Annotated in this window: 13 protein-coding genes; 1 reads left to right on the top strand and 12 read right to left on the bottom strand. The window is 34.9% G+C overall.

Going from position 1 to position 25251, the window contains the following annotated elements:
- Nucleotides 1–26: 26 nt before the first annotated feature.
- Complete coding sequence (locus tag Q1B37_RS14245) at nucleotides 27–824, bottom strand: sugar-binding protein (protein ID WP_299899527.1); 798 nt, start codon at nucleotides 822–824, stop codon at nucleotides 27–29.
- Nucleotides 825–1094: 270 nt separating this feature from the next.
- A complete protein-coding gene (locus Q1B37_RS14240) occupies nucleotides 1095–3389 on the bottom strand; it encodes a starch-binding protein (RefSeq protein WP_299899525.1) in 2295 nt (764 codons plus the stop codon).
- A gap of 769 nt (nucleotides 3390–4158) precedes the next feature.
- Between Q1B37_RS14240 and Q1B37_RS14235 the strand changes: the two genes are divergently transcribed.
- Nucleotides 4159–4953, top strand: coding sequence for a hypothetical protein (locus Q1B37_RS14235; protein ID WP_299899523.1), 795 nt, complete (start codon nucleotides 4159–4161; stop codon nucleotides 4951–4953).
- Nucleotides 4954–5070: 117 nt separating this feature from the next.
- Here the strand turns inward: Q1B37_RS14235 and Q1B37_RS14230 are convergent, their stop codons facing one another.
- The 10 genes from Q1B37_RS14230 to Q1B37_RS14185 all read right to left on the bottom strand — a co-directional run bounded on the left by Q1B37_RS14230 (nucleotide 5071) and on the right by Q1B37_RS14185 (nucleotide 25250).
- Complete coding sequence (locus Q1B37_RS14230) at nucleotides 5071–6879, bottom strand: acyl-CoA dehydrogenase family protein (protein ID WP_299607632.1); 1809 nt, start codon at nucleotides 6877–6879, stop codon at nucleotides 5071–5073.
- A gap of 33 nt (nucleotides 6880–6912) precedes the next feature.
- Nucleotides 6913–8103, bottom strand: a complete 1191-nt coding sequence (locus Q1B37_RS14225; RefSeq protein ID WP_299899521.1) for an acetyl-CoA C-acyltransferase — start codon at nucleotides 8101–8103, stop codon at nucleotides 6913–6915.
- 86 nt (nucleotides 8104–8189) lie between these two features.
- Complete coding sequence (locus Q1B37_RS14220) at nucleotides 8190–10595, bottom strand: 3-hydroxyacyl-CoA dehydrogenase/enoyl-CoA hydratase family protein (protein WP_299899519.1); 2406 nt, start codon at nucleotides 10593–10595, stop codon at nucleotides 8190–8192.
- A gap of 19 nt (nucleotides 10596–10614) precedes the next feature.
- Nucleotides 10615–11070: a MarR family transcriptional regulator gene (locus Q1B37_RS14215; protein ID WP_299607627.1), complete on the bottom strand. Its 456-nt coding sequence runs from the start codon at nucleotides 11068–11070 to the stop codon at nucleotides 10615–10617.
- Nucleotides 11071–11263: 193 nt separating this feature from the next.
- Complete coding sequence (locus tag Q1B37_RS14210; RefSeq protein WP_299899517.1) at nucleotides 11264–13036, bottom strand: long-chain fatty acid--CoA ligase; 1773 nt, start codon at nucleotides 13034–13036, stop codon at nucleotides 11264–11266.
- A gap of 274 nt (nucleotides 13037–13310) precedes the next feature.
- Nucleotides 13311–15722 carry a M14 family metallopeptidase gene (locus Q1B37_RS14205; RefSeq protein ID WP_299899515.1) on the bottom strand — a complete coding sequence of 804 codons (2412 nt, stop codon included), beginning with the start codon at nucleotides 15720–15722 and terminating at the stop codon, nucleotides 13311–13313.
- 88 nt (nucleotides 15723–15810) lie between these two features.
- Nucleotides 15811–18210 carry a M14 family zinc carboxypeptidase gene (locus tag Q1B37_RS14200; RefSeq protein ID WP_299899513.1) on the bottom strand — a complete coding sequence of 800 codons (2400 nt, stop codon included), beginning with the start codon at nucleotides 18208–18210 and terminating at the stop codon, nucleotides 15811–15813.
- A 170-nt stretch (nucleotides 18211–18380) separates the two neighbouring features.
- On the bottom strand, nucleotides 18381–22046 hold the full coding sequence (gene purL / locus Q1B37_RS14195) for a phosphoribosylformylglycinamidine synthase (RefSeq protein WP_299899511.1): 3666 nt from the start codon (nucleotides 22044–22046) through the stop codon (nucleotides 18381–18383).
- A 157-nt stretch (nucleotides 22047–22203) separates the two neighbouring features.
- Nucleotides 22204–24021 carry an endonuclease gene (locus Q1B37_RS14190; protein WP_299899509.1) on the bottom strand — a complete coding sequence of 606 codons (1818 nt, stop codon included), beginning with the start codon at nucleotides 24019–24021 and terminating at the stop codon, nucleotides 22204–22206.
- Nucleotides 24022–24041: 20 nt separating this feature from the next.
- Nucleotides 24042–25250 (bottom strand): RsmB/NOP family class I SAM-dependent RNA methyltransferase, encoded by a 1209-nt coding sequence (locus Q1B37_RS14185; RefSeq protein WP_299899507.1) that lies wholly within the window; start codon nucleotides 25248–25250, stop codon nucleotides 24042–24044.
- Nucleotide 25251 lies beyond the last annotated feature (1 nt).

Here is a 25251-nt window from a genome sequence, read left to right as displayed (position 1 = left end):
CTTGTATTTGTAGTTTATAAAAAATGTTATTCTACTAAAACAATAGTGCCAAAGATATCTGCATTGATCCAACCTTGGTTTTTATCTTCTCCAGGCACAAAAACAGAACCCATAAAGTTTTCTCTCTCTTTACTCGCATCGTTATCATTGTATGCAATGGCAAAACCTAGTTTTTGATCTTTAGATAATACAACAGGATCATTAGCTTTCCCTTCTTCATAGGTATCATCAAATACAACCATTTCGAATTCCCAAACAGTAACATCACCATCCGTCTTGCGCTTCATTTTCACATGATTGTTGTATAACAGAGGTTTTTTACTGGCATCTAAATCTACCACATTACCATCTAATGCTACATGATATGCAAATGCGTTATTATTATATTGGTGTTCACCTCCAGAATTATCAGCATCTATAAAAATTTCTACACAATCATCATCCCACCAAAGTTTTAAAGGATCTTTGTATTGATCATATAATACATCATCTTTTATTTCTACTAATATATATAGCGCTTCTGGTGTCCATGCCATTTTATAGCGTCCAAAAAAATCGTTAACATCTGGAAATTCTCCTATCCAGTTTTGATCCATTGGGTACCATTTGGTTTCGTTCCAAATAGGATCATTCATATCACCGTCTATAGTAGGAGTAATTTCTGCCTTCTTTATATTTCTAAGCTGATGGTCTTTTTTTTCTTTTTTAGCAACCTCTACAGGTTTTTCCGTACTATCAGCAATTGTTTTATCCGAATTATTATTTTCCTTCTTTTTGCAGGAAATGATTAAGATTAATGAAAGTAAGAAGACTATTTTTTTCACAAGATTATTATTTATAGTTATTGAATTTAAATTTAACAGGATCGGAAAGATATTAAAAACATTCACTCGTTTTTGAGGAATCTATAAAAGTTAAGATTTTGTAAAGTCGATAATCAATATTTAAATGCTCTAAGGATTGAACCGAGGATGATTAACTTAAAGGAAAGGGTGAATTCTAATCATAAAAAAAGCGGTCGTTTACTTCAAACGACCGCTTTTTGACTGACATATCAACATGTGATATGATGGTAAGTAATTAGGACAAAAAAATTATTGTTTTACAATTTTAATTCTTTTCAGTTTTGCTCCATTAAGAGTTACCGTACAGAAATATATTCCAGATTCACGCATATCATTAGCGTTTATCTCAATAGTTTGATTTCCTTTTAAGGTACTTTTGCTATAAATTGTTTTTGTCTGACCTAAAATATTCGAAATAGATACACTTAAGACACCGTTTTCTGGAGTATTAACACTTAAGGTTCCTCTTTCTCTTACAGGATTTGGCCACAGCGTAACGTCTGTTTCTATAATCGAACTATTTCCTTTATCAGCTTCATCAGCTAATTCTAGTGCTCTTGTAGAAGGACAGTTATTCGGGCAATTAGTAGACCAAGTTCCAGTTCTTTGTCCGCTACTACTTCCGGTAACAGTAAACCATCCATCTGTACCTCGAGTAAGGTCTACAGTTTGTTGGCCATTTCCATTATTGAATACAACTCCGATATCATTTGCGGATACTCCGTTTGGTATTGTAAATGTTTTTCTTGCCCAAGAAGTTCCACTTAAATTGGTCATCACATCTCCTGGCCATCCAGGGGTTCCAGCTAATGTTTGGTTTGTAGCTCTATTGAATAGATATAAATTAGCATTAGTACCCCATCCACTACTAGGTTTTTGGAAGTTTAATGTAACATCATTAGATCCTCCTCCAGATGAGCTACAGTCAGATGGACAAGTATCTGACCATGTTCCATTGGTATACCAACCGTCTGTACTTCTGGATAAATCTCCAGTTTGATTGCTTCCATCGTTAAAGATTACTCTTATGTTACCAGCAGATACTCCAGCGGGTGGTGTTAATGTATAAGAATACCAAGGAGTACCAGAGATGTTAGTCATCTGTTGTCCTGGCCAACCAGCAGTTCCTGAAATAGTTGCATTAGCTGAAGCATCGAAGAAATAAGCATTGATTGTATTTCCCCAATTAGATGGTTTTTTGAAGTTTACCGTAAAAGGTGCAGCGGTATCTCCACCACCTGTATTATCTCCACCACCTTGTGTCCAAACAGCGTAATCACTTCCAGAAGTTCTTAGAGTCCATCCACTTCCATTAGGAGACCAATTACCACTTCCTAATTTCATGGCAATAGTACCATTTCGTCCATCGATATAGGCTGCATATAAATCATTTCTTGCTTCTGCAATGTTAATAGAAGATCCAGCAAATACTCTTACATCTTTTCTAATTGCGATTAAATCTCTAATCGCGTTTTGTACTCCGGCTCCAGCATCAAAGAAGTGTGTCCAGAATACCATTGGATTACCAGGGTGTGTTAAAATGTAAGCGTATCCTTTTCTTAAATTGGTTTCTCCTCCAGGAAATACAAAATTAGATCCACAACATTGTTGCGCTTCTCCAGTGTCATGATTATCTAAAAAAGTTACGGATTTTGTTGGGTTGATTCCGATCATTCCAGATGGATTACCAGAAAAGTCTCTTAGGTAAGATAAATTGTTATCTCTTAGTGCATTTTGAAGACTTACTTTAGTATTAAAATCAAATGCAGATGAAGATCCTTGTGTCCAGTTTACAAAATTGTTGGTTTGTACTCTGCTACTTTCTAGTAATTCTCCCACTGCAAAATAAGGATTTGTAGCATCGTTGTATTCTTTGTTGTATATAGGATTATATCCATGTACGAAATCATATCTCCAACCATCGAAACCTAGATCATTTCTTAGGAAATTCATCCATGCGATGATTTCTTGTCGTACTTCTGGATTTTCATGATCTAAATCTCTTGCAGCAGCAAATCCACCACCAGATCCATCTGCTTTTAGAGCATTACCAGGAACAAAATCACCATTGATACTAAACTCTACTGGGAAGTTTACAAAATTTCTACCTTCATCATCGGCAGTAATAAAATAAGTTGGCCAAGCAGGATTGGTAAAAGTAACGGCGTCATTGCTGCCAACTCTATGGTTGATTACAATATCACTAATTACTCTTACATCCTGAGAGTGATACTGGTTGATTAGATTTCTCAATTGTGTTTCTGTACCGTAGGCACTATTAAAATTATAAAGTTCCCTTGGAAGGTATCCCTGTGGCGCTGCTGAGTTACTTGGAGGCGGCATCCATATTAGATCAATACCAGCATCGCTAATCGTACTACTTACACTGGTTACTACATCATACCAAGTTTGGCCAGCAGGTTGATTTTGAACATTCCAGTCAAAGGCTTGGAACATAACATCTTCATCTTGCGCTTGCATCTGCATAAGCGGGAAGCAGCATAAGAAGCTTACTAAAATTTTAAAAAGGGTTTTTCTTTTCATTTCATAAGATTTTTTGTGTTCTTTAATGAGAACGGAGGTTTTAAATACGTAAGTAAATTTGTGTTTTTCTCAAATTTTCGCTGTCGGAAAAAAGAGCCTGAAGAGATTAATAATGAGCTGGTCGTATGTATTTGAAATAGGAATAATCGTAACACTGATTTACGTTACACCGTTTTAAAGAATTTTTAAACTAATAGTCTTTTGGTAATTATTTGACTGATGACATATTAGTTATAACGACAAGTAATAAGTAATTTTTTCTCGGCAATCTTTATTTTAGAAATTTATTCTTGTATTCCTGACTGAATATTTAAAAGAAAAGTTTGTTTAATTAGAGTAGCTCAAACAATTTAGAAATTTTCGGAGGAGGTGAAATTGTTTTCATAATTCGTAAATTTTAGTTTGTAAAAGTGTTTCTTGTGTTAAATTTCCACTAAGTTATTACGAAATATTCAATTTTTGAGTTTCGAAAAGTTACTACAACGTTTTCGTGTTGATAAATTCTTACTATTTCACATAATATGTTGAGAAACAAGCTATAATTAACAATTTTTTATAGTATTTCAGTAATTTTTAGGATTTTGCCAGTACGCGCTACTTTTTGTTGTATCGATCATATCTTCTAGAAATCATCGGTTTAGAATTTTTTAGGTTTACTTTTAAAGCCTGTCTTTACGTTATAATAGATTAATGTTTTCATAATATTTTCTTTGTCTTCAAAGAATTTTACCTGGGTATCTTTAAGGAACCAACTTAAATATATTTTATTATGAAAATTCATTTTAGATTTTACGGATTATTTTTTTTATTCCTTTTGGTGTTATTTTCTTGTGATAAACAAGAAGATATACAAACAAAAGAAGTGCTTGGTCTAGAAGTGCACCAAGAAGATCATTTAGAAGGAAATAAAGAAATAAATGGCTTTCAGATTGGTTATAAGGTAACCAGTAAGGATTTGAATTACTATCAGGTTAAAGTTTCTATTAATGATGTAAGAATTACAGCTTCGATAGATTACAGCAACGAGTTTATTGAAATAGACGGAAAAAATGTAATACTTTCTACCAAAGAAAAAGAAACGCTATTGATGTTAGGAGAAGAGTTATCAATGTATTTATTTAAAGATGGTTCTGTAGATAATTTTACAATGGCAGAGTTTACCTTGTTACGACTATTAGAGTATTGGGCGAAATCCCCGAATAATTATCGTTACGAGAAAATCGTAATAAAAGGTTCTCAAACAAACTTGTCGAAAGGTAATGATGAAGGTATTACCTGTATCAGAAAGAACACCTATGTTACAGCCGAATATGATGATAACAATGGACAATCCTTTAGTGATCGAAAACTAGTTAATGGAGATCGTTGTTTAGGTCGCTGTGGATCTGGATGTCCAGGAATTTTTACTATTGCCAGTGCTTGGACTAAAGATTGTTTAGATCATGATCAATGTGGAAGAGTGCTTGGAGGAAGTACGAATCCTTTTGATAGAAATTGTGGAGATGAGTATGGGCAAGCTGCTGATGACTTCCTTTTTGGTGTGATCCGTGGTTGTAGAGGATGATTAGATAATATAAGAAATAAAAAACCGCCTTTCCCCAACAGAAAGGCGGTCTATTAAATCAAAATTAAACAACTTTCCTAGTTTTAATCCTTAGGATAGGATTTATTAAAATTATTATTAGAAGCAGTATCCGTTTTCTGCGGCTACTTTATCTGCAATTTTAGTTCTTAATGCAACAACATTTGGTTGATTTGCATATTTAGTAAAACGCTTAAGTCCCATAAGCATCATACGCTGCTCATCACCTTCAGCAAAAGAAACGATCGCTTCTTTTCCTTTCTTGATAATAATATCTACGGCATTGTATAAATATAATTGAGACATTGCGATCTGGATTTCCTGAGAATCTTCTCCAAAACGTTTTGCATTTTTCTCTGTACGTAAGATCGTAGATTCAGCCATATAGATTTCGATAAGAATATCTGAAGCAGCCATCAATAATTGTTGGTGCTCCTCTAATTGTGGACCGAATTTCTGAACAGCAGATCCTGCTACCATTAAGAATACTTTCTTAAGTTTAGCAAGAATTTCTTTTTCTTCAGAAAATAATACGGAATAATCCGGAGTATCAAAAGAAGGAATTCCTGTTAGTTCATCAGCAACTTTCATTGCTGGTCCTAAAAGATCTACATGTCCTTTCATTGCTTTCTTCACTAACATTCCCACAGCTAACATTCTGTTGATTTCGTTAGTACCTTCATAGATACGAGAAATACGAGCATCTCTCCAAGCAGATTCCATAGGCGTGTCTGCAGAGAATCCCATTCCTCCAAAAATCTGGATACCTTCATCGGTAGTATTCTGAACGTCTTCAGAAACTGCTACTTTCAAAATAGAACACTCAATTGCATATTCTTCAACTCCTTTTAATTCAGCTTCTTGATGCGTATTTCCTTCCGCTTGACGGATAGCAATTCTATCTTCAATATTTTTCGCAGCTCTATAAGAAGCAGATTCATCAGCATACGTATTCGTTGCCATTTCAGCAATCTTAGCTTTGATCGCTCCAAAGTTCATAATTGGAGTCTTAAACTGAATACGCTCATTAGCATATTTTGTAGCTTCACCAATTACTCTACGTTGTGCATCTAAACAAGCAGCTGCTAATTTGATACGCCCAACATTTAATGCATTCATTGCAATTTTAAATCCGTTTCCTCTTTCAGATAACATGTTCTCTACAGGAACTTTAGTGTCGCTAAAGAATACCTGACGAGTAGAAGAGGAGTGGATTCCTAATTTCTTCTCTTCATCTCCAAGAGAAATTCCATTAGAAGGATCATTTTCTACGATAAATCCTGTGATATTTTTATCATCTCCAATACGAGCAAATACAATAAATACATTACAGAACCCTGCATTAGAGATCCACATTTTTTGACCAGATATTAGGTAGTGTGATCCATCTTCTGACAATACAGCTTTTGTTTTACCAGAGTTTGCATCAGAACCAGCACCTGGCTCTGTAAGACAGTACGCTCCAAACCACTCACCAGAAGCTAATTTAGGAACATATTTTTGTTTTTGTTCTTCATTACCATATAATGTAATTGGCATAGTACCAATACCAGTATGTGCTCCAAATGCAGTACTAAACGATCCTGTAGCACCAGAAATGTAATCACATACTAACATTGTAGAAACAAATCCCATTCCTAGTCCACCATACGCTTCAGGAACTGCTACACCAAGAAGACCAAGCTCACCAGCTTTCTTCATACATTCCTCTGTAAAAGCATAATCTTTTGATTCAAATCTTTCCCAGTGTGCCCAAAGTTCGCGATCAACGAATTCTTTAGTACTATCACGCATCATCTTTTGCTCTTCAGAAAAATCTTCTGGAGTAAATACATCTTCAGCTTTCGTTTCTTTAACAAGGAATTGTCCTCCTCTAAGAATGTCTTTATTTAAAGTTTCTGTACTCATTTTATTAGTGTTATTTCTTTATTCTAGTTTTTCTTAATTTAAAAATTCAAAAATACCTGCAGCACCTTGTCCGGTTCCAACACACATGGTTACCATTCCGTATTTTCCTTTCATATCACGTTTACGCATTTCATCAAATAGCTGCACGGATAGTTTTGCTCCAGTACATCCAAGAGGATGTCCTAATGCGATAGCTCCTCCGTTTACGTTTACTATATCCTGATTGATATTAAGTTCGCGCATAACCGCTAAGGATTGTGATGCAAATGCTTCGTTAAGTTCAATAAGTTCTATATCGTCTTGCTTAAGACCTGCTTGTTTTAATGCTTTAGGAATAGCTTTTACAGGACCAATACCCATAATTCTTGGTTCTACACCTGCAGCAGCATAGTTTACTAATCTAGCAATTGGTTCTAGATTAAGTTCTTTTACCATGTCTTCACTCATTACCATTACAAAAGCAGCACCATCACTCATCTGAGAAGAGTTTCCAGCGGTAACACTACCACCAGCAGCAAAAACAGGACGTAGTTTACCTAACACTTCTTTGCTAGTTCCAGCACGTGGTCCTTCGTCTTTAGTTACAGTATATGATTTAGATGCCTTTTTACCATTTTCGTCAACATAAATTTGCTCTACATTGATTGGAACGATTTGATCCTGGAAACGATTTTCTGCCTGTGCTTTTAAAGCTTTCATATGAGAATTGTAAGCGAACTCATCTTGATCCTCTCTAGAAACCTTAAACTGATTCGCAACAGCTTCGGCAGTATTTCCCATTCCCCAATAATAATCTTCATGACCAGATTTTGCTAAATCATAGTTTAATTCAGTCTTGTATCCTGTCATTGGAACAGAACTCATACTTTCAGCACCTCCTGCAATAATACAATCTGCCATTCCGGCTTGTATTTTTGCAGTAGCCATACCAATAGTTTCTATTCCTGAAGAACAAAATCTATTAACCGTTACTCCTGGTACATCAATAGATTCTAATCCCATTAATGAAATTAAACGAGCCATGTTTAATCCTTGTGATCCTTCTGGCATTGCATTTCCTACGATTACATCGTCGATACGACTTTTATCTAGTTGAGGAAGTTCTTTCATCATGTGCTGAATTGTTTCAGCAGCTAACTCATCAGTTCTTTTAAATCTGAACACTCCGCGAGGTGCTTTTCCTACGGCTGTTCTATATGCTTTTACTATATATGCGGTTTTCATTTCTTTATGGATTTTTTAGATTATTTGATTTTTAGATTGATTGGATAGTTGATAACCTTGCAATCTTGTAATCTAATTACTTAATGCTAGTTTCTTAAAGGTTTACCTTTTTTAAGCATGTGTTCTATACGCTCTAACGTTTTGCGTTCTGTACATAATGATAAGAAAGCTTCACGTTCTAGATCTAACAAATATTGTTCTGTCACGAAAGTTGGTTCTGATAAGTCTCCTCCAGCCATTACGTAACCTAACTTATTTGCTATTTTATGATCATGTTCTGAGATGTATTTACTAGCTTCCATAGAATCTGTACCTACTAAGAACATTCCTAGTGCTTGTTTACCAAGTACTTTTACATCTTTTCTTCTCACTGGCTGTGTATATCCTTGCTCAGCCATTAATTTAGCATATGCCTTAGCAGTAGCAATCTGACGATCTTTATTAACTACTACGATATCTTTTCCTTTTTGAAGAAGATTAGTATCAAATGCTTCGTAAGCAGAAGTCGATACTTTTGCCATTCCGATAGTTAAGAAGTGCTCCTGAAGAACATTTAGCTCTACATCATCTTTTCTAAAAAGATCCGATGCTCTTAGTGCCATCTCCTTGGATCCACCACCACCAGGAATTACACCAACTCCGAATTCTACTAATCCCATATAGGTTTCTGCTGCAGCCACAACTTTATCGGCATGAAGTGAAATTTCACATCCACCACCTAATGCCATTCCGTGAGGAGCAACTACTGTTGGGATAGCTGAGTAACGCATACGCATCATAGAATCTTGGAAGTATTTTACTGCCATATTCAATTCATCATATTCTTGCTCAACAGCCATCATAAAGATCATTCCAATGTTAGCTCCTACTGAGAAATTAGCTGCTTGATTACCAACTACTAACCCTTGGAAATCCTTTTCAGCAATATCGATAGCTCTATTTAATCCTGCAAGCACATCTCCACCGATAGTGTTCATCTTACTTTGGAATTCTACATTTAGGATTCCATCTCCAAGATCTTCAACCACAACACCACTGTTTTTGAAAACTTCTGTGGATTTACGGATATTATCTAAGATGATAAATGCATCTTGTCCTGGAACTTTTACTTGTTCTTTTTTAGGAATATCGTAGTAATAAGTAGCACCTTCTTTTACAGTATAGAAAGAAGTACTTCCTGAAGCGATCATATCATTTACCCAAGCAGCTGGCTCATATCCTTCTGCCTTCATCATTTCGATTCCTTTTTCAACGCCTACAGCATCCCAGATTTGGAAAGGTCCATGTTCCCAACCAAAACCAGCTTTCATAGCGTCATCGATCTTATAAAGGTCATCTGTGATTTCAGGAATACGATTAGATACGTAAGCAAAAAGAGCCGCTAAGTTTTTACGATAAAATTCTCCAGCTTTATCTTTTCCTGCTACTAATACTTTAAAACGATCTACTACTTTGTCAATAGTTTTGGTCATTTCTAAAGTAGCAAATGATGCTCTTTTCTTTTCTCTATATTCTAGCGTATCTAAATCAAGAGAAAGAATGTCCTTTTTTCCTTCTGGAGAAACGTGTTTTTTATAGAACCCTTGTCCTGTTTTGCTTCCTAACCATTTATTTTCCATCATGGTATTGATGAAATCAGGAAGTTTAAATAATTCATGGCGTTCATCATCTGGGCAGTTATCAGCAATACCATTTGCCACGTGAACTAAGGTGTCTAAACCAACCACATCTACAGTTCTAAAAGTTGCAGATTTTGGGCGACCTATTACAGGACCTGTTAATTTATCTACTTCTTCTATAGTTAATCCCATCTCTTTTACCATATGGAATAAACTCATGATACTAAAGATACCAATACGGTTACCGATAAAAGCAGGTGTATCTTTTGCTACAACTGAAGTTTTACCCAAGTATTGCTCTCCATATCCATTTAAGAACTCAAGTACTTCAGATGAAGTGTTTGGTCCAGGAATGATTTCGAATAATTTTAGGTATCTAGCAGGGTTAAAGAAGTGCGTTCCACAAAAATGCTTTTGGAAATCTTCACTTCTTCCTTCATTCATAAATTTAATTGGAATACCAGAAGTATTAGAAGTAATTAAAGTTCCTGGTGTTCTATACTTTTCTAAATTTTCAAAAACTTGTTTCTTAATATCAAGTCTTTCTACGACAACCTCGATGATCCAGTCTACATCAGCTACTTTTGCGATATCGTCTTCCAGATTTCCAGTAGTGATACGAGCAGCAAATTTTTGACTGTATATTGGTGAAGGTTTGGATTTAAGAGCGGCAGTTAGTGAATCATTTACTAACCTGTTACGAACCACTTTACTTTCTAGTGTAAGGCCTTTTGCCTTTTCTTTGTCGTTTAATTCTCTTGGTACGATATCTAATAATAGTACTTCGACACCGATATTGGCGAAATGACACGCAATACCTGAGCCCATTATTCCTGAACCAACGACTGCAACTTTTTTAATGACTCTTTTCATTTTTTTTAACTTCTGGTTGTTAAGATGTTATAGATTCTTTATTCGTGTAAATTTTCTTTGTAGCTATGAGATCATTAATCATTTGAAAAACTTCTAAGAAAGTATCAAGTTTCTCTTTTGGAACATGCTTTCGTACAGCATGATCGAAAGTAAATACTACGTCTTTAGAAAAGTTTCTCATTTCTAATCCAAAAGGAGTTAGATAGATTAATACGCCACGTCCATCTTGAGGATTTTTCTTTCTGAAGATCAATCCTTTTTCTTCCATGGTTTTCAAAGTTCTTGATAGACTAGTGGCTTCCATACCCATTTTTGGGCCTAAAGAAGTAGATGGTGTTCCATTTTCGGGATCAATGCTTATTAAAGCAAATCCGGTTGCCATAGTACTTCCTTTTTTACTTGCTTCCTCGTTGTACATCTTGGCTACAGCCATCCATGTAGCGCGGAGTGCATAATCAATTGTTTTTTCTCTCATTCAGAAAATTTGTTATGCTGTAAAGGTAAGAAAAATTTATTATGCACGCATAATAAATTGGGTAAAAAATTACAAAAAGAGCAAGTAATTTACATTTTTCTGATGAATTAATAAAAAAACTCCCCATAAAATGAGGAGTTTACTGATTTAAAGTTAAAGTTTTACACCATACATTTGTAATCAGTGAATTGAATTAGCCATAAATCTTAGCGTATAAATCTTGGTATTTTGCCTTGATTACACGTCTTTTTAATTTCATAGTAGGAGTAAGGTGTCCAGCATCGATACTCCACTCATCTGCAGTTAGTTCAAACTTTTTGATGCGTTCCCATTTTCCGAATTTTTCGTTATGTTCGTCTACTTCTTCTTGGAAACGGTCAATTACTGTTTGGTTGGAAACAATTTCTTCATGAGTAGCACCAATCGAAATTCCTTTTCTCGTTGCCCAGTCTTTCACAAATTCAAAATTAGGTTGAACGAAAGCAGCTGGCATTTTTTCTCCATCTCCAATGACCATAATTTGTTCTATAAAACGAGATTGTTTCATCGCATTTTCGATTACTTGAGGAGCAACATATTTTCCTCCAGAAGTTTTGAACATCTCTTTTTTACGATCTGTAATTCGTAAGAAACCTTCACCATCTATTTCTCCAATATCTCCAGTATGGAAATATCCGTTTTGTAATACTTCTTTACTTTTTTCTTCATCCTTATAATATCCCATCATCACTTGAGGACCTTTTACAAGAATTTCTCCATCTTCTGCAATCTTAACTTCGGTTTCTGGAATCATTTTTCCTACAGTACCTATTTTAAAACCTCTATCCCGTACATCGTTTACAGATACTACAGGAGATGTTTCGGTTAATCCATAGCCTTCCATCACACTAATTCCAGCAGCATTAAATACTCTGGCAAGTCGAGATTGTAATGCAGCACTACCAGATGCAATTACTTTTAGATTTCCTCCTAAAGCTTCTTGCCATTTACTGAATATTAGTTTTCTTGCTATTCCTAGTTTCTTTTCATACCACCATCCGTTGGCTTCATATGGTTCATATTTTAAACCTAATTCAACGGCCCAGAAAAATAATTTCTTTTTAATTCCAGTAAGATCAGTTCCTTTAGCAATAATCTTGTCATATACTTTTTCTAATAATCTAGGAACCGCAGTCATTACATCTGGTTTTACTTCTTTTAAATTATCACTAATCGTTTCTAGTGATTCTGCGAAGTAAATTCCAACTCCTCTGTATTGATATAAATACATCAACATTCTTTCATATATATGACATACAGGTAAGAAACTCAATGCTTTTGTTTCTCCATCTACAATTGGGAATCTTGTAGAACTATGCAATGCATTGCTTACCACGTTTTTATGGCTTAGCATTACACCTTTTGGTCTTCCGGTAGTTCCGGAAGTATAAATCAAAGTTGCTAGATCGTCCTCTTTTACAGACGCCATTATTTTTTCTACCTCTTCTTGATTGCTGTCGTCTTTTCCAAGTTCTAAAACTTTATTCCAACTATCACAACCGTCAAGGTCAGTAAAAGAATATACTCCTTTTAGTGAAGGAACATTTACTTTAATGTTATTTACTTTTTGTAAAACTTCGTCATCAGACACGAAGCAATACATAGATTCAGAGTGATTTAATACATATTCATAATCTTCTTGAGAAATAGTAGGGTAGATAGGCACATCCTGAGCCCCAATTTGTAATACACCGATATCTACAATGTTCCATTCGGTTCTGTTATTTGAAGAAATAATAGCAACCTTATCATTTGGTTTTACACCTAATCGTAAAAGACCACGACTGATCTGATTTGCTTTTTCTACATATTCTTTCGTTGAAGTAGCGACCCATTCTCCATTATATTTGGTGATTAAGGCTTTGTCTAGGTTATATTTCTCTAATTGATAATGCGGAAAATCAAATAATCTAGTAATTGTATTCATACGTTTTTCAGATAGTTTTACTCTGTTTTAAAGAACTTCGATCACTTGGTACGTTCTTATAAACATAACTGTAACCGTTATTATAAAGTTGCACAAAATTTTTGGTTTATTACTTAAAATTCGCTTACTTTTTAATTATAATAGAATTTTAAAAACTACTATGCGTGCATAGTTTCGCAAATTATAAAAAATATAACAATACACAACCCTAATATATAAAAAAAGGAGCTATCTTTTGATAACTCCTTAATTTTTATGGGTTTTAATTGAATTTTTATTGTTTTATAATTTTAAAAGTTTTTACACTTTCTCCTAGTTCAATCGTTAAAAAGTATAATCCTGCGTTTAATTTTGAAAGATCAAATTCTTGATTTCCAGAAGCTTGTTTTTTTGTCATTACTTCTTTGCCTACTACATCTCTCAATTGAATATTAAAATTACTCGTAGCATTCGGAGTAATAGTTAGTATATCTTTTAAAGGATTAGGGAAAACTACAAATTCAGACAATATGTTCTCCTCAATGTCTAGTGTGTTTTGATTTAAAGTATTTATAACGAGATCATCAAAGTAAAAACCATCTTGCTCTACTTGATCATCTGATACAAACTGAAACCTAACTTTTATAGTTTCTCCAATATAATCACTCAGACTAATTTCTTCTAATACCCAATCAGTTTGTGTGCCATCGTATAAGGGTTCTCCATTAGGTTGTCCTGCATTATTACTTCCAGAATTAGTGAATTTACCACATTGTGGAATCCAGGAGGCTCCGTTGTCTATAGATACTTCAAACTGAGTGTAATCCCAATTATTTTCAATATCCCATTTCGCATAGAATTGAACATTTGCAGCAATAACGCTGGTAAGATCAATACTCTGATCAAGTTCGATTATTTTGTTTTGGTTAGGACCATAATTACCACTTGGCGATTCGGTAATAGAAGATGAAGCAGATACAAATGTGGTGTTGGTAGTGTCCCATCCAGTTCCTGTGAAATCATTTAGAGTATCAGCATTATTGTCAACCAATGCCTGAAAAGAACCAAATTTTTGAGTTACCCTTGTTGTATGCTTGATGATGCCTCCATTCACTTCTATATCATAAACGATTTCATCTCCCGCATCAATAGTGTTGTTTAAATTGATGGTTATTTGATCATTGATAGGATTTCCTATGGTAAGATTCGTGTAGCTTTTAGAAGCTCCAACGCTTTGGATATTGCCACTTATAGGAACGATGCTTACAGTAAAATTACCGTTGCCATTAAGTCCTAAACGATTTATAGTATAATCTGCATTAAAAGTTGTGTTATCACCTATGAATTCTGTCTGATTACTCTGCGCTTTTGCAAAATTATGAGTCATTTTAGCTGCAGTAATATTTAGATACATCATCTCTTTACAAATACCATCGATTAGATTAGATGTAGGCCAAAATGAAGTTCCTATTTCTGGAGCAAATCCAAAAATTCTATTATGAGGTCTTACGGTACCGCCGTACATATAATCAACACTTCCGCCAGCAGCAACAGTTAAATCAGTGATAAGAATGTTGCTATAATTATTCTGTGATACTAATTCTTCTGAGATTGTTTGGTAGATATCTCCTTCTGGTGTCGGGTTATTGGGTTCATAACCATATGGCATTAATAGTAATTCGCCAGAAGTATGATTATCCATAGATATTGTAAAATTATGCTGTTCTATAAACCATTTCATAGCTTGCGTTTCTACTTCCGAAAATGCACTAGCACCTGCATAAATATTAGATGAGGTATCATTAGACGTTCCAACAGTGTTCCAGGTGGATGTAGCTGCTGTTCCATCTGTATAGTGATCATAATTTCGGTTATTATCTACACCATGGGTGTTAAACCTATTTTTTCTCCATAAGCCTCCACCATTTGGGTTTGTAAGCTCATTATACAGATATCCATCTGGGTTTACCACTGGTATAAAGTACAATTGCGTATTATCCACGATTGCTTTGATTTCTAAATCAGTTTCATAGTTTTCTAGTAAATACCACATAAAGTAAATCAACTGTGATAAACTTGCAGGTTCTCTAGCATGGTGTATTGAATTATATAGAATTTCTGGTTCAGAAGGCTCATCTGTATCGGGGTTGTCCGAAATTCGAACCCATTGCAAAGCATTTCCCCCAATTGATGGTGAGACGCTATTATTGGGAGTTCCATTAGTTAAAAAAGTACCTACATCTGCTCTAGCGGTTATCAGATTCGGGTATTTGGTTTGCATTTCGTCCAGATTATCTAACATTTCCTGATATGTCAGATATCCTCCCATAGACCCTAAACTAAAATTTGAAGGTGTAGGGTATGTGATGATAGGGTTGTTATCTGTTGGACAAGAAAGGTTTTTAGTTGAGTTTTGATTTTTAGCAACTTTATTTTTTTTAAGAAAATCTGATGTGACATCTTCAATTAAAATGTCAAAATCTATACCAAGACGTTTAACAATTTCTATTTCTCTTTCAGAATAATCTGAAATGATAAAAACTCCTTGTTTATGAATTCCATGATCCATAGGAATCCCTTCTTTTTCTAAAAGTCTGTAATTGTAAACGTTGTTATAGTTAATTTTAACTTTTTTATAAACGGAAGATTCCTGAGCTATTGCAAAACAACAAACAAAGGACATCAATATGAAAAGTACTATTTTCATTGATTTTAGAATTTTGTTTAATGAGATTAGGGTTTCTTTTGGTAATCAAAAGGATAAATGGATAATCTGAAGTTGATACCAAGTTTTATTATTGTTTGATAATTTTAACGGTTTTTGTGTTTCCAGAAACTTCAATATTTAAAAAATATAGTCCGGATTTAAGGTTCGAAATATTAAACTCTTGTGTTCCTGTTATTTGATTCCTACTCATCACTTCTTGCCCCAATATATTTCTTATATAAATATTGTAATCTCCTGCATTAGCAGGTGTAATGGTTAGCATGTCTTTTGCAGGATTTGGGAAGACTTTGAATGCTGACAATAAATTTTCTTCAACATCCAAAACATTTGGATTTAAAATATTGACTATTAGATCATCAAAATAGAATCCATCTTGTTCAATTTGGTCGTCTGATACGAATTGAAATCTAACTTTTATGGTTTCACCCAAGTAATCACTAAGACTAATCTCTTCTAGTATCCAATCATTTTGTACGCCGTCATACAAAGGCTCGTCTGTTGGTTGTCCTGCATTTGTACTTCCAGAATTGGTGAATTTACCACATTGGGGAATCCAAGAAGCTCCATCATCTATAGATATTTCAAACTGCGCGTAATCCCAATTATTTTCAATATTCCATTTCGCATAGAATTGAAGATTTGCGGCAGTAGCATCTGTAAGATCAATCATTTGTGAAAGTTCTATAGATTTATTTTGATTAGATCCATAGTTTCCTGTAGGTGATTCTGTTATAGAACTGTTAGATGAAACAAATGTAGTTGTAGTTGTAGACCAGCCAGATTGGGTGTAGTCATTTATATCACTGGCATCATTATTAACTACTTGTTGTAATGCTCCAAATTTTTTGGTAACCCGAATCGATTCGGTTAATAAACCTCCATCTACTTGAATTATATACTCTATGTCATCATTTGTGTTTACAGAATTGTCTAGAACAATCTCTATGCTATCCGATATATCTGTACCTATCTGGGTGTTCGTGTAATTTTTTGGATTTCCTACACTAGCAATGTTTGATGATATGGGAGTAATTGTTACAGTGAAATTTCCATTTCCAGTAATTCCTAATCTTCTTAATGTAAAATCAGCGTTAACAATTAAATTGTCTCCTACAAAAACGCTCCCATTACTTTCTATCTGCGCGTAGTTATTGGTCATTTTTGCAGCGGTAAGATTGAGATATATCATTTCCTTGCAAATTCCATCTATCTGATTAGATGCGGGCCAAAATGAAGTTCCAACCTCTGGTGTGAAAGAAAATATCTTATCATGATGTTGTGTAGTTCCTCCATACATAAAATCATCACTATCTCCAGAAAAAGGAGCATCTCTTAGTGGACTATATCCATTTTGAGAAGTAAGTTCAGCGCCAATTGCGATAAATATATCTTCATCGGGAGTAGGGGTATTGTCTGCATAAGAATATGGAAAGTATAATAATTCACCAAATGTATGATTGTTCAAAGCGATAACAAATTCATGCTGCTCTGTAAACCATTTCATAGCTTGATTTTCTACTTCAGAAAATGCACTCGTCCCATGATATGTCTGAGCACTGGTACTACTAGAAGATCCAGGACCTCCCCATGTAGCATTTGCGGCATTTCCATTTGGATAATGGTCGTAGTTTCTATTGTTGTCAACACCATGTGTATTAAACCTATTTTTTCTCCAAAGACCACCTCCGTTGGGGTTAGTTACTTGATTATAAAGGTATCCATCTGGATTTATGACTGGAACGAAATATAATTCGGTGTTATCAACGATTTGCTTTACTTCTGGATCAGAGTCATAATTCTCTAGAAGGTACCACATATAATAAATCAATTGAGAGAGACTTGCAGGCTCTCTGGCATGATGAATTGCATCGTATAAAATTTCTGATTCGTTTTCATCAATATCCGGATTATCAGATATGCGAACCCATTGGATGGTATTACCGCCGATCGAAGGAGTTACTGAATTATCTGGGGTTCCATTGGTAACAAATGAGCCGATATCTGCTCTTGCCGAAATTAGATTGGGATACTGGTTTCTCATCGCATCTAGATTATCTAGCATCTCTTGGTAAGTAAGGTATCCACCCATAGATCCTAATGCAAAATTTGATGGAGTAGGATAAATATTTATTGTCCCATTTCCTGAAGGACAGGTAGGATTTCGGGCTGCTTTTTGATATTTAGCTATTTCGTTTCTCTCAAGAAAATCTGCTTCAGCATCTTTGATTAGGATTTCTACTTTATATCCTAGATTTCGTGCGATATCAAGTTCTTCTGAAGAAAAATCTGAAATGATGAAGATTCCTTCTTTATGCTGGCCATGATCCATAGGAATTCCTGCATCCATTAGGACTTTATAATTAGCTCGAGAATTATAGGTGATTTTAGCTCTGCTATAGGTTGGTTTTGTTTGAGCAATAGATAGGGCTGAAACCAAAAAAAATAGGGTACATAGTAATTTTTTCACGGTTTACGTTTTAAGGTTTTAAAAAATAGTTATTTATACTTTAGTTAAGTATATAACAATTTAGGATCTTGTTTGAGGATCCAAATAACTGTTATATGTTAATAACAGTTATATTAAAATAAACCCTAACTTTTTTTAACAATTAACTATAGCAAATTAAAATATCGCTGTTATTGTTTTGCAATCCATTCTCTAGCATTTACAAAAGCTTCTATCCAAGGAGATACTTCATCGGCTCTTCCATCTGGATAATTAGCCCAGTTCCATTGAAATGTGGAACGCTCGATATGTGGCATCATTACTAGGTGTCTCCCGGTTTTATCACACATCATAGCCGTGTTATAGTCAGATCCGTTTGGATTTGCAGGATAGGAATCATATCCATATTTAGCAACAATATTATACTGATCTTCAGAAAGAGGAAGGTGGAATTTACCTTCTCCATGAGAAATCCAAACACCTAGTGTACTTCCTGCTAATGATGATAACATAACCGAATTATTCTCTTGTATTTTTACAGAAGTAAAATTACTTTCATGCTTATGAGAATCATTATGATGCATTTTTCCATGCTCACTATGATCAGGGTTAATAACTTCTAGTTCCATAAATAGCTGGCAACCGTTGCAAATACCTACCGATAGTGTATCTTTTCTTTCAAAGAATTTTTTTAATGTGTTGTTCGCTTTTTCGTTATAAAGAAAAGCTCCTGCCCATCCTTTTGCTGATCCTAAGACATCACTATTAGAAAATCCTCCTACAGCTCCAATGAATTGTATATCCTCTAATGTTTCACGTCCAGAGATGAGATCGGTCATATGCACATCTTTTACATCAAAACCAGCTAAATACATGGCATTAGCCATTTCACGCTCCGAATTACTTCCTTTTTCTCTAATCACAGCTGCTTTTGGTCTTGGTTTAGAAGCGTCAATTACAGGTAGCTTTCCAGTAAAATGTTTTGGAAATTCGTATTGCAATGGCTGATTTGCGAAATTAGTATAACGATCTTCCGCTAGATTATTTGCAGTTTGCTTTTTATCTAAAAGATAAGAGGTCTTATACCAGGTTTTTCGTAAACTTTCTATTTCAAGTGTATGTGAATCATCCCCATTTGTAATTCTTAAGGAAGCTTCATTTGTGACACTACCAATATTGAAGAATTCGATATTGTTTTGAGATAAAACGGTTTCTACATCTGCATTAGCTGTACTCTGGAAAACAATACCAGCATTTTCAGCAAAAAGTACCTTAATAGAATCTTGCTCTCCTAGTTTAGATAGATCAATATTTGCTCCTAAGTTTATATCTGCAAAACATAGTTCTAATAATGTAGTAATCAGTCCTCCAGAAGCCACGTCATGACCGGCAACAATCTTTCCATCTCGTATTAATCCTTGAATTGTATTAAACACATTCTTGAAATTCTCTGGGTTTTTTATACTTGGAGCTTCAGTGCCTATTTTATTAACGATTTGAGAAAAAGAAGATCCTCCGAGTTTAAAAGTATCTTGAGATAGATTTATATAATAGATGTTCCCTTCATTTTTCTTAAAAACGGGTTCTACTACTTTGGTAATGTCATTACAGTTAGCAGCAGCTGATATAATTACAGTTCCAGGAGAGATTACTTCTTCATTAGGATATTTTTGTTTCATAGAAAGAGAGTCCTTTCCTGTAGGTACATTAATTCCTAAATCGATAGCAAAATCAGAAATTGCTTTTACTGCTTTATAAAGTCTAGCATCTTCTCCTTCGTTTTTACAAGGCCACATCCAGTTAGCAGATAGCGATACCGACTGTAATCCATCTTTTAGTGGTGCCCAAACAATATTTGTTAACGCTTCGGCGATAGAGTTTTTACTGCCTGCTTCTGGATCTATTAATCCTGAAATAGGGGAGTGTCCAATAGAAGTTGCAATACCTTCTTTAGATGTATAGTCCAATGCCATGACTCCACAATTATTTAGCGGTAACTGAAGAGGACCTGTACACTGCTGCTTAGCTACTTTTCCGCCTACACAACGATCTACTTTATTTGTTAACCAATCTTTACAAGCAACTGCTTCCAGTTGTAATACCTGTTCTAGATAGTTTACTATATTTTCCTTCTGATATGTAACACTATTATAATTACGATCAATGGTTTTATCAATCATTATCGTTTTAGGGGAGCTACCAAACATATCACTTAGTTCTAAATCCATAGGAGTATCTCCTTTAGTTTTAGACTGAAATGTAAAACGATCATCACCAGTAACATCACCCACTTGATATATTGGAGAACGTTCTCTTTCTGCAATACGTTCTAAAGTTTCGATATCTTTTTGTCCGATGACAAGCCCCATTCTTTCCTGAGATTCATTACCAATAATCTCTTTCGCAGAGAGTGTTGGATCTCCAACTGGTAATTTATCTAAATCAATATTACCACCTGTTTCTTCTACTAATTCTGATAAGCAGTTTAGATGTCCACCAGCACCATGATCATGAATAGAAACGATGGTGTTAACATCACTTTCTACCATTCCTCTAATGGCATTGGCAGCACGTTTTTGCATTTCGGGATTAGATCGCTGAATAGCATTTAATTCGATACCGCTACTAAATTCACCTGTATCAGCAGAGGATACTGCCGCACCTCCCATACCAATTCGATAGTTCTCTCCACCCAAAATAACAATTTTATCTCCAGCAGCTGGTTGATCTTTTAATGCTTGTTCATTTTTTCCATATCCTATACCACCAGCTTGCATGATTACCTTATCGAATCCTAATTTTCGTGCATCTTCTTCATGCTCAAAAGTAAGTACAGAACCCGTAATCAAAGGTTGTCCAAATTTGTTTCCAAAGTCTGAAGCTCCATTCGAAGCTTTAATTAAAATATCTACGGGTGTTTGATATAACCATTTTCTTTCGTCCATAGCCTGTTCCCAAGGGCGATTCTCTTCTAATCGAGAATAAGAAGTCATATACACAGCGGTTCCTGCAAGAGGTAAAGACCCTTTTCCACCCGCTAGACGATCTCTGATTTCTCCTCCAGAACCTGTAGCAGCACCATTAAAAGGTTCAACGGTGGTTGGGAAATTATGGGTTTCTGCTTTCAATGAAATAACGCTATCAAACTTTTTTTCTTCATAAAAATCAGGCTTATCAGCACTTTTTGGTGCAAACTGCGTTACATTTGGCCCTTTAATAAAGGCAACATTATCCTTATAAGCAGAGATAATATCGTTAGGATTAGTCTCTGAAGTTTTCTTAATTAACTTAAATAGAGATGTGGGCTTTTCTTCTCCATCTATAACAAAAGTTCCATTGAATATTTTATGTCTGCAGTGTTCAGAATTCACTTGAGAAAAACCAAACACTTCAGAATCGGTAAGTTTTCTCCCGATTTTTTTAGCAACTTCTTCAAGATATTCAACTTCATCTGGGCTTAATGCTAATCCTTCAGCTTTGTTGTAAGCATCAATATCATCAATCTCTAAAATTTCTTCTGGCTTAATATCTATAGTATAAATATCTTGATCTAGACGATTATACTTTTGTGAAAGCATTGGATCAAAATCAGAAAAATTAGAATCAACAGCTTTGAATTCTTCTATTCTAATGATCCCTGTGATACCCATATTTTGAGTAATCTCTACAGCATTCGTACTCCATGGAGTAATCATAGCGGCTCTAGGACCAACAAAAAAAGCGTCAATAGACGCCGCAGATATCTTAGGTTGGTTTCCAAATAACCAGCTTAACTTTTTATTATTTTCTGTTGAGATTTCATCAGTAGTTTGTACTGCAAATACTTTCTCATTTTGGTTTCCGAAGAAATGGATCATGCTCCCAGACTTTGAGTTGTTTTTAATAAACTGCAAATTTACTACTTTTCTATAGAAAGTGTTATATAAAACTTCAGTTGAATTATGGAGTTATTCACTAAATTTTAAACAATCCTTAAAGAAATAAAAAAGCGGCTTTCTTTAGCCGCTTTTCTTATTATCGTATCAATACTTTTTTGGTAATACTCCGTTTGGAAGAAATAATTTCTACCAATAACATTCCTTGCGGGAGGTTGGATATTAGGGTGTTTTCTAATAAATTTTTCTTTGAAAATATCAGCTTCCCTATAATGTCATAAACATTTATTTCAGCACCAGTAATATTTGCTGTGTTTATAGTTATACTTCTGTCTGAAGATGGATTTGGATATACTGTAACAAGTTTTTCCAAGTTAAGATCATCAATTCCCAGTGTAGGGTCATAACAACTCCAAGATAAATCATCAATAATTACTCTATCACTGGTAGTGGTTTTATCTGTAAAAGAAACTATAATATTTCCAGTAACATCAATGTTGTTTATAGTGGTCGTTTCTTGGACATCGCTATAAGGTATTGTTCCTACCACTGTTCCGTTAACTTTAACATTAAATGTTCCCGTACCGCCACTAAAGGCTCTTAGCGTAGTTACGGTTAAGGATCCAATTCCTCCGGAAATCGAAGAAGATGTTAGTTCACCATTTCTAATAGTAATTGCGCTTCCTGTTAATGTTTGATCTGTTCTGGCATCTGTAGCAGTCCATTCTCCACCATCATCACCAGTCCACGTACGTTCAGCATATGAACTAGAAGCAGCTCCAATATTACTAAATGTTTCGGTGGCGCAATCAGTTCCGCCAGTTCCACCTGCTAATGTAGTTCCATTTACAGAAACACTTTGAGAGGATTCATTTCCAGCTGCATCTTTTGCCAAGATGGTAAAAGCATATGTGGTTTCTGAGTTTAAACCAGTTACAGTGGTAGTTGTAGAAGAGGTAGATTTATTAAAAACACTATTTACATATACATCATACTCTGTTACTGCTATATTATCTGTAGAGGCTGTCCAGGACAAATCAATACTATTTGACGTCTCATTAGAAACCATTACATTAGTCGGTACCGATGGTGCTTCTGAATCAATTGTAGAACTCCAGATCATTTCCACGTATTCTGGATGATCTATAAATGGATTTCTATTATTTTGTCTGCCAAAAATTGCATTATTTCTGTCCATCTCTCTTGTAGATACAGGATCTTGATTGTGCCAAGTGATAAGGATGTTTAAAAATGTTTGATCAAAAACTTGATCACTAGTTCCATTAAACATACTATATGAATAACTAGCTACATCATCTTCATAACGAGTTGCAAAATAAAAATGCATTCTAGCAATATCGCCTTTAAATTCATCTATAGGTTCAAAAACAGTGGAGGTATATCCTGCAGAATAACCAGAGTTCAGATTATTACCTCTTTTAGAACCATTTGTTGTGGTTAAGTTCGCTGTTTCCACCCTTCCGAAAGGAAAACTGCCACGAGCCCCATTAACAAATTTGTCTGAGGGAACGACAAAATGAGCATCCGAGCGTTGCGGAGTAACCTGATTAAAAACAGATTGCGGAATGATATGTTCTCTATTATAAAATTCTCCTTCTGAAGTTCCTCCAGTTCCAGGGTCTTGATCTGTAAAGTGAGTATATTCGTAATCATCAGCACCTGTAGGGTTTTCTGAATACATGTCTAGGACACTTCCATTATTTTCATAATAGGAATCCGAATCTGATGTCACATAAGTAGTGTACAATCCACTATATCCAGGATCTGTTGATTGAAACTCAGGAGATAATCCATCATTATCACTATCAATAATATTTTTTAACTGCGTTTTTAGTGTATATCCTGATCCTGTAACCGAATTGTAATATCCAGCAGGAACCTGACTAAACCCTATACAAAATGTACAAAGCGCAATAAGAAGTAGTTTTGTTTTCATTGTTTGTTACGTGAGTTGAGTTATTTTCTTTCTAGCAATGCCATGTAAAATCCATCAAAACCTGATTCAGATGAAAGTACTTTTTTGTCTTTTACAAAGGTAAATTCTTTTCCTATTTCTTTGTTTAAGAAAGTTTTAACCTGTTCTTGGTTCTCAGAAGGTAAGATAGAGCAAGTAGCGTACACTAGTTTTCCTCCTGGTTTTACCATTTTAGCATAACTCTCTAATATTTCAGATTGTGTTTGCTTTATTTTTTGTAGAAACTCAGGTTGCAATTTCCATTTGGCATCAGGATTTCGGCTTAATACTCCTAATCCACTGCAAGGAGCGTCGATAAGCACACGATCAGCTTTGTTATGGAGTTTTTTGATATCCTTAGAACTTTCTATTATTCTAGTCTCTATATTATGGGCACTTGCTCTTCTGGCTCTTCTTTTAAGTTCCTTTAGTTTATTACCATAGATATCCATGGCAATTACCTGACCTTTATTTTCCATTAATGCGGCAAGGTGCAATGTCTTTCCACCAGCACCAGCACAAGTATCTACAATTCTCTGTCCTGGTTGTACATCTAAGAAACTAGCGACTAGCTGAGAAGAAGCATCCTGAACTTCAAACAATCCTTTTTTAAAAGCTTCTGTAGAAAATACATTGGCTCTTTCTGTAAGTTGTAATGCAAATGGATAACCTTTGATAAACGCTGTGTCGATGTTTTCATCTTCTAAAATGCCTCTAAGTTTATCTCTAGAAATTTTTAATGTATTTGTTCTTAGTACAACAGGGGCTTGTTCATTAAGTGCAGCTATTTCTTTTTCCCAAATAGATCCAAGTTCTTTTTCACCCAATGCATCCATCCAATCAGGAATGGATTCTCTAAACTTTCTAATTTTACTGAGTTCATCAAAACGTCCTTTGATACGTCTTGTTGGTGTTGGACCAATTTGTTTCCAATCAGGTAATGTGATTCCACGTAAGGTGGCCCAAACAGCAAATATTCGCCAAAGATTTTCTCTAGTAAAAGGTTCAGAAACATTTGCTATCTCAGCATATAAGCGTTTCCAACGTACAATGTCATAGGTAGTTTCTGCAACAAAACTCCTGTCTCGAGATCCCCATCTCTTATCACGCTTTAATAATTTTTGAACTACCTTATCAGCATATGCTTGCTCATTAAAAATTTCATTGAGTCCATCAATTACGGCAAATACCAGATTTCTATGTAAACGCATC

The organism is uncultured Aquimarina sp., from assembly GCF_947492965.1.
Classification (GTDB): Bacteria; Bacteroidota; Bacteroidia; order Flavobacteriales; family Flavobacteriaceae; genus Aquimarina.
This window is presented reverse-complemented; position numbering and strand designations above follow the sequence as displayed.

Bases quoted from the DNA above. Each gene is read 5' to 3' on its own strand.
- Q1B37_RS14240 (WP_299899525.1), bottom strand. From the start codon at position 3,389: ATGAAAAGAAAAACCCTTTTTAAAATTTTAGTAAGCTTCTTATGCTGC.
- Q1B37_RS14235 (WP_299899523.1), top strand. From the start codon at position 4,159: ATGAAAATTCATTTTAGATTTTACGGATTATTTTTTTTATTCCTTTTG.
- Q1B37_RS14230 (WP_299607632.1), bottom strand. From the start codon at position 6,879: ATGAGTACAGAAACTTTAAATAAAGACATTCTTAGAGGAGGACAATTC.
- Q1B37_RS14225 (WP_299899521.1), bottom strand. From the start codon at position 8,103: ATGAAAACCGCATATATAGTAAAAGCATATAGAACAGCCGTAGGAAAA.
- Q1B37_RS14220 (WP_299899519.1), bottom strand. From the start codon at position 10,595: ATGAAAAGAGTCATTAAAAAAGTTGCAGTCGTTGGTTCAGGAATAATG.
- Q1B37_RS14215 (WP_299607627.1), bottom strand. From the start codon at position 11,070: ATGAGAGAAAAAACAATTGATTATGCACTCCGCGCTACATGGATGGCT.
- Q1B37_RS14210 (WP_299899517.1), bottom strand. From the start codon at position 13,036: ATGAATACAATTACTAGATTATTTGATTTTCCGCATTATCAATTAGAG.
- Q1B37_RS14205 (WP_299899515.1), bottom strand. From the start codon at position 15,722: ATGAAAATAGTACTTTTCATATTGATGTCCTTTGTTTGTTGTTTTGCA.
- purL (WP_299899511.1), bottom strand. From the start codon at position 22,046: ATGATCCATTTCTTCGGAAACCAAAATGAGAAAGTATTTGCAGTACAA.
- Q1B37_RS14190 (WP_299899509.1), bottom strand. From the start codon at position 24,021: ATGAAAACAAAACTACTTCTTATTGCGCTTTGTACATTTTGTATAGGG.
- Q1B37_RS14185 (WP_299899507.1), bottom strand. From the start codon at position 25,250: ATGCGTTTACATAGAAATCTGGTATTTGCCGTAATTGATGGACTCAAT.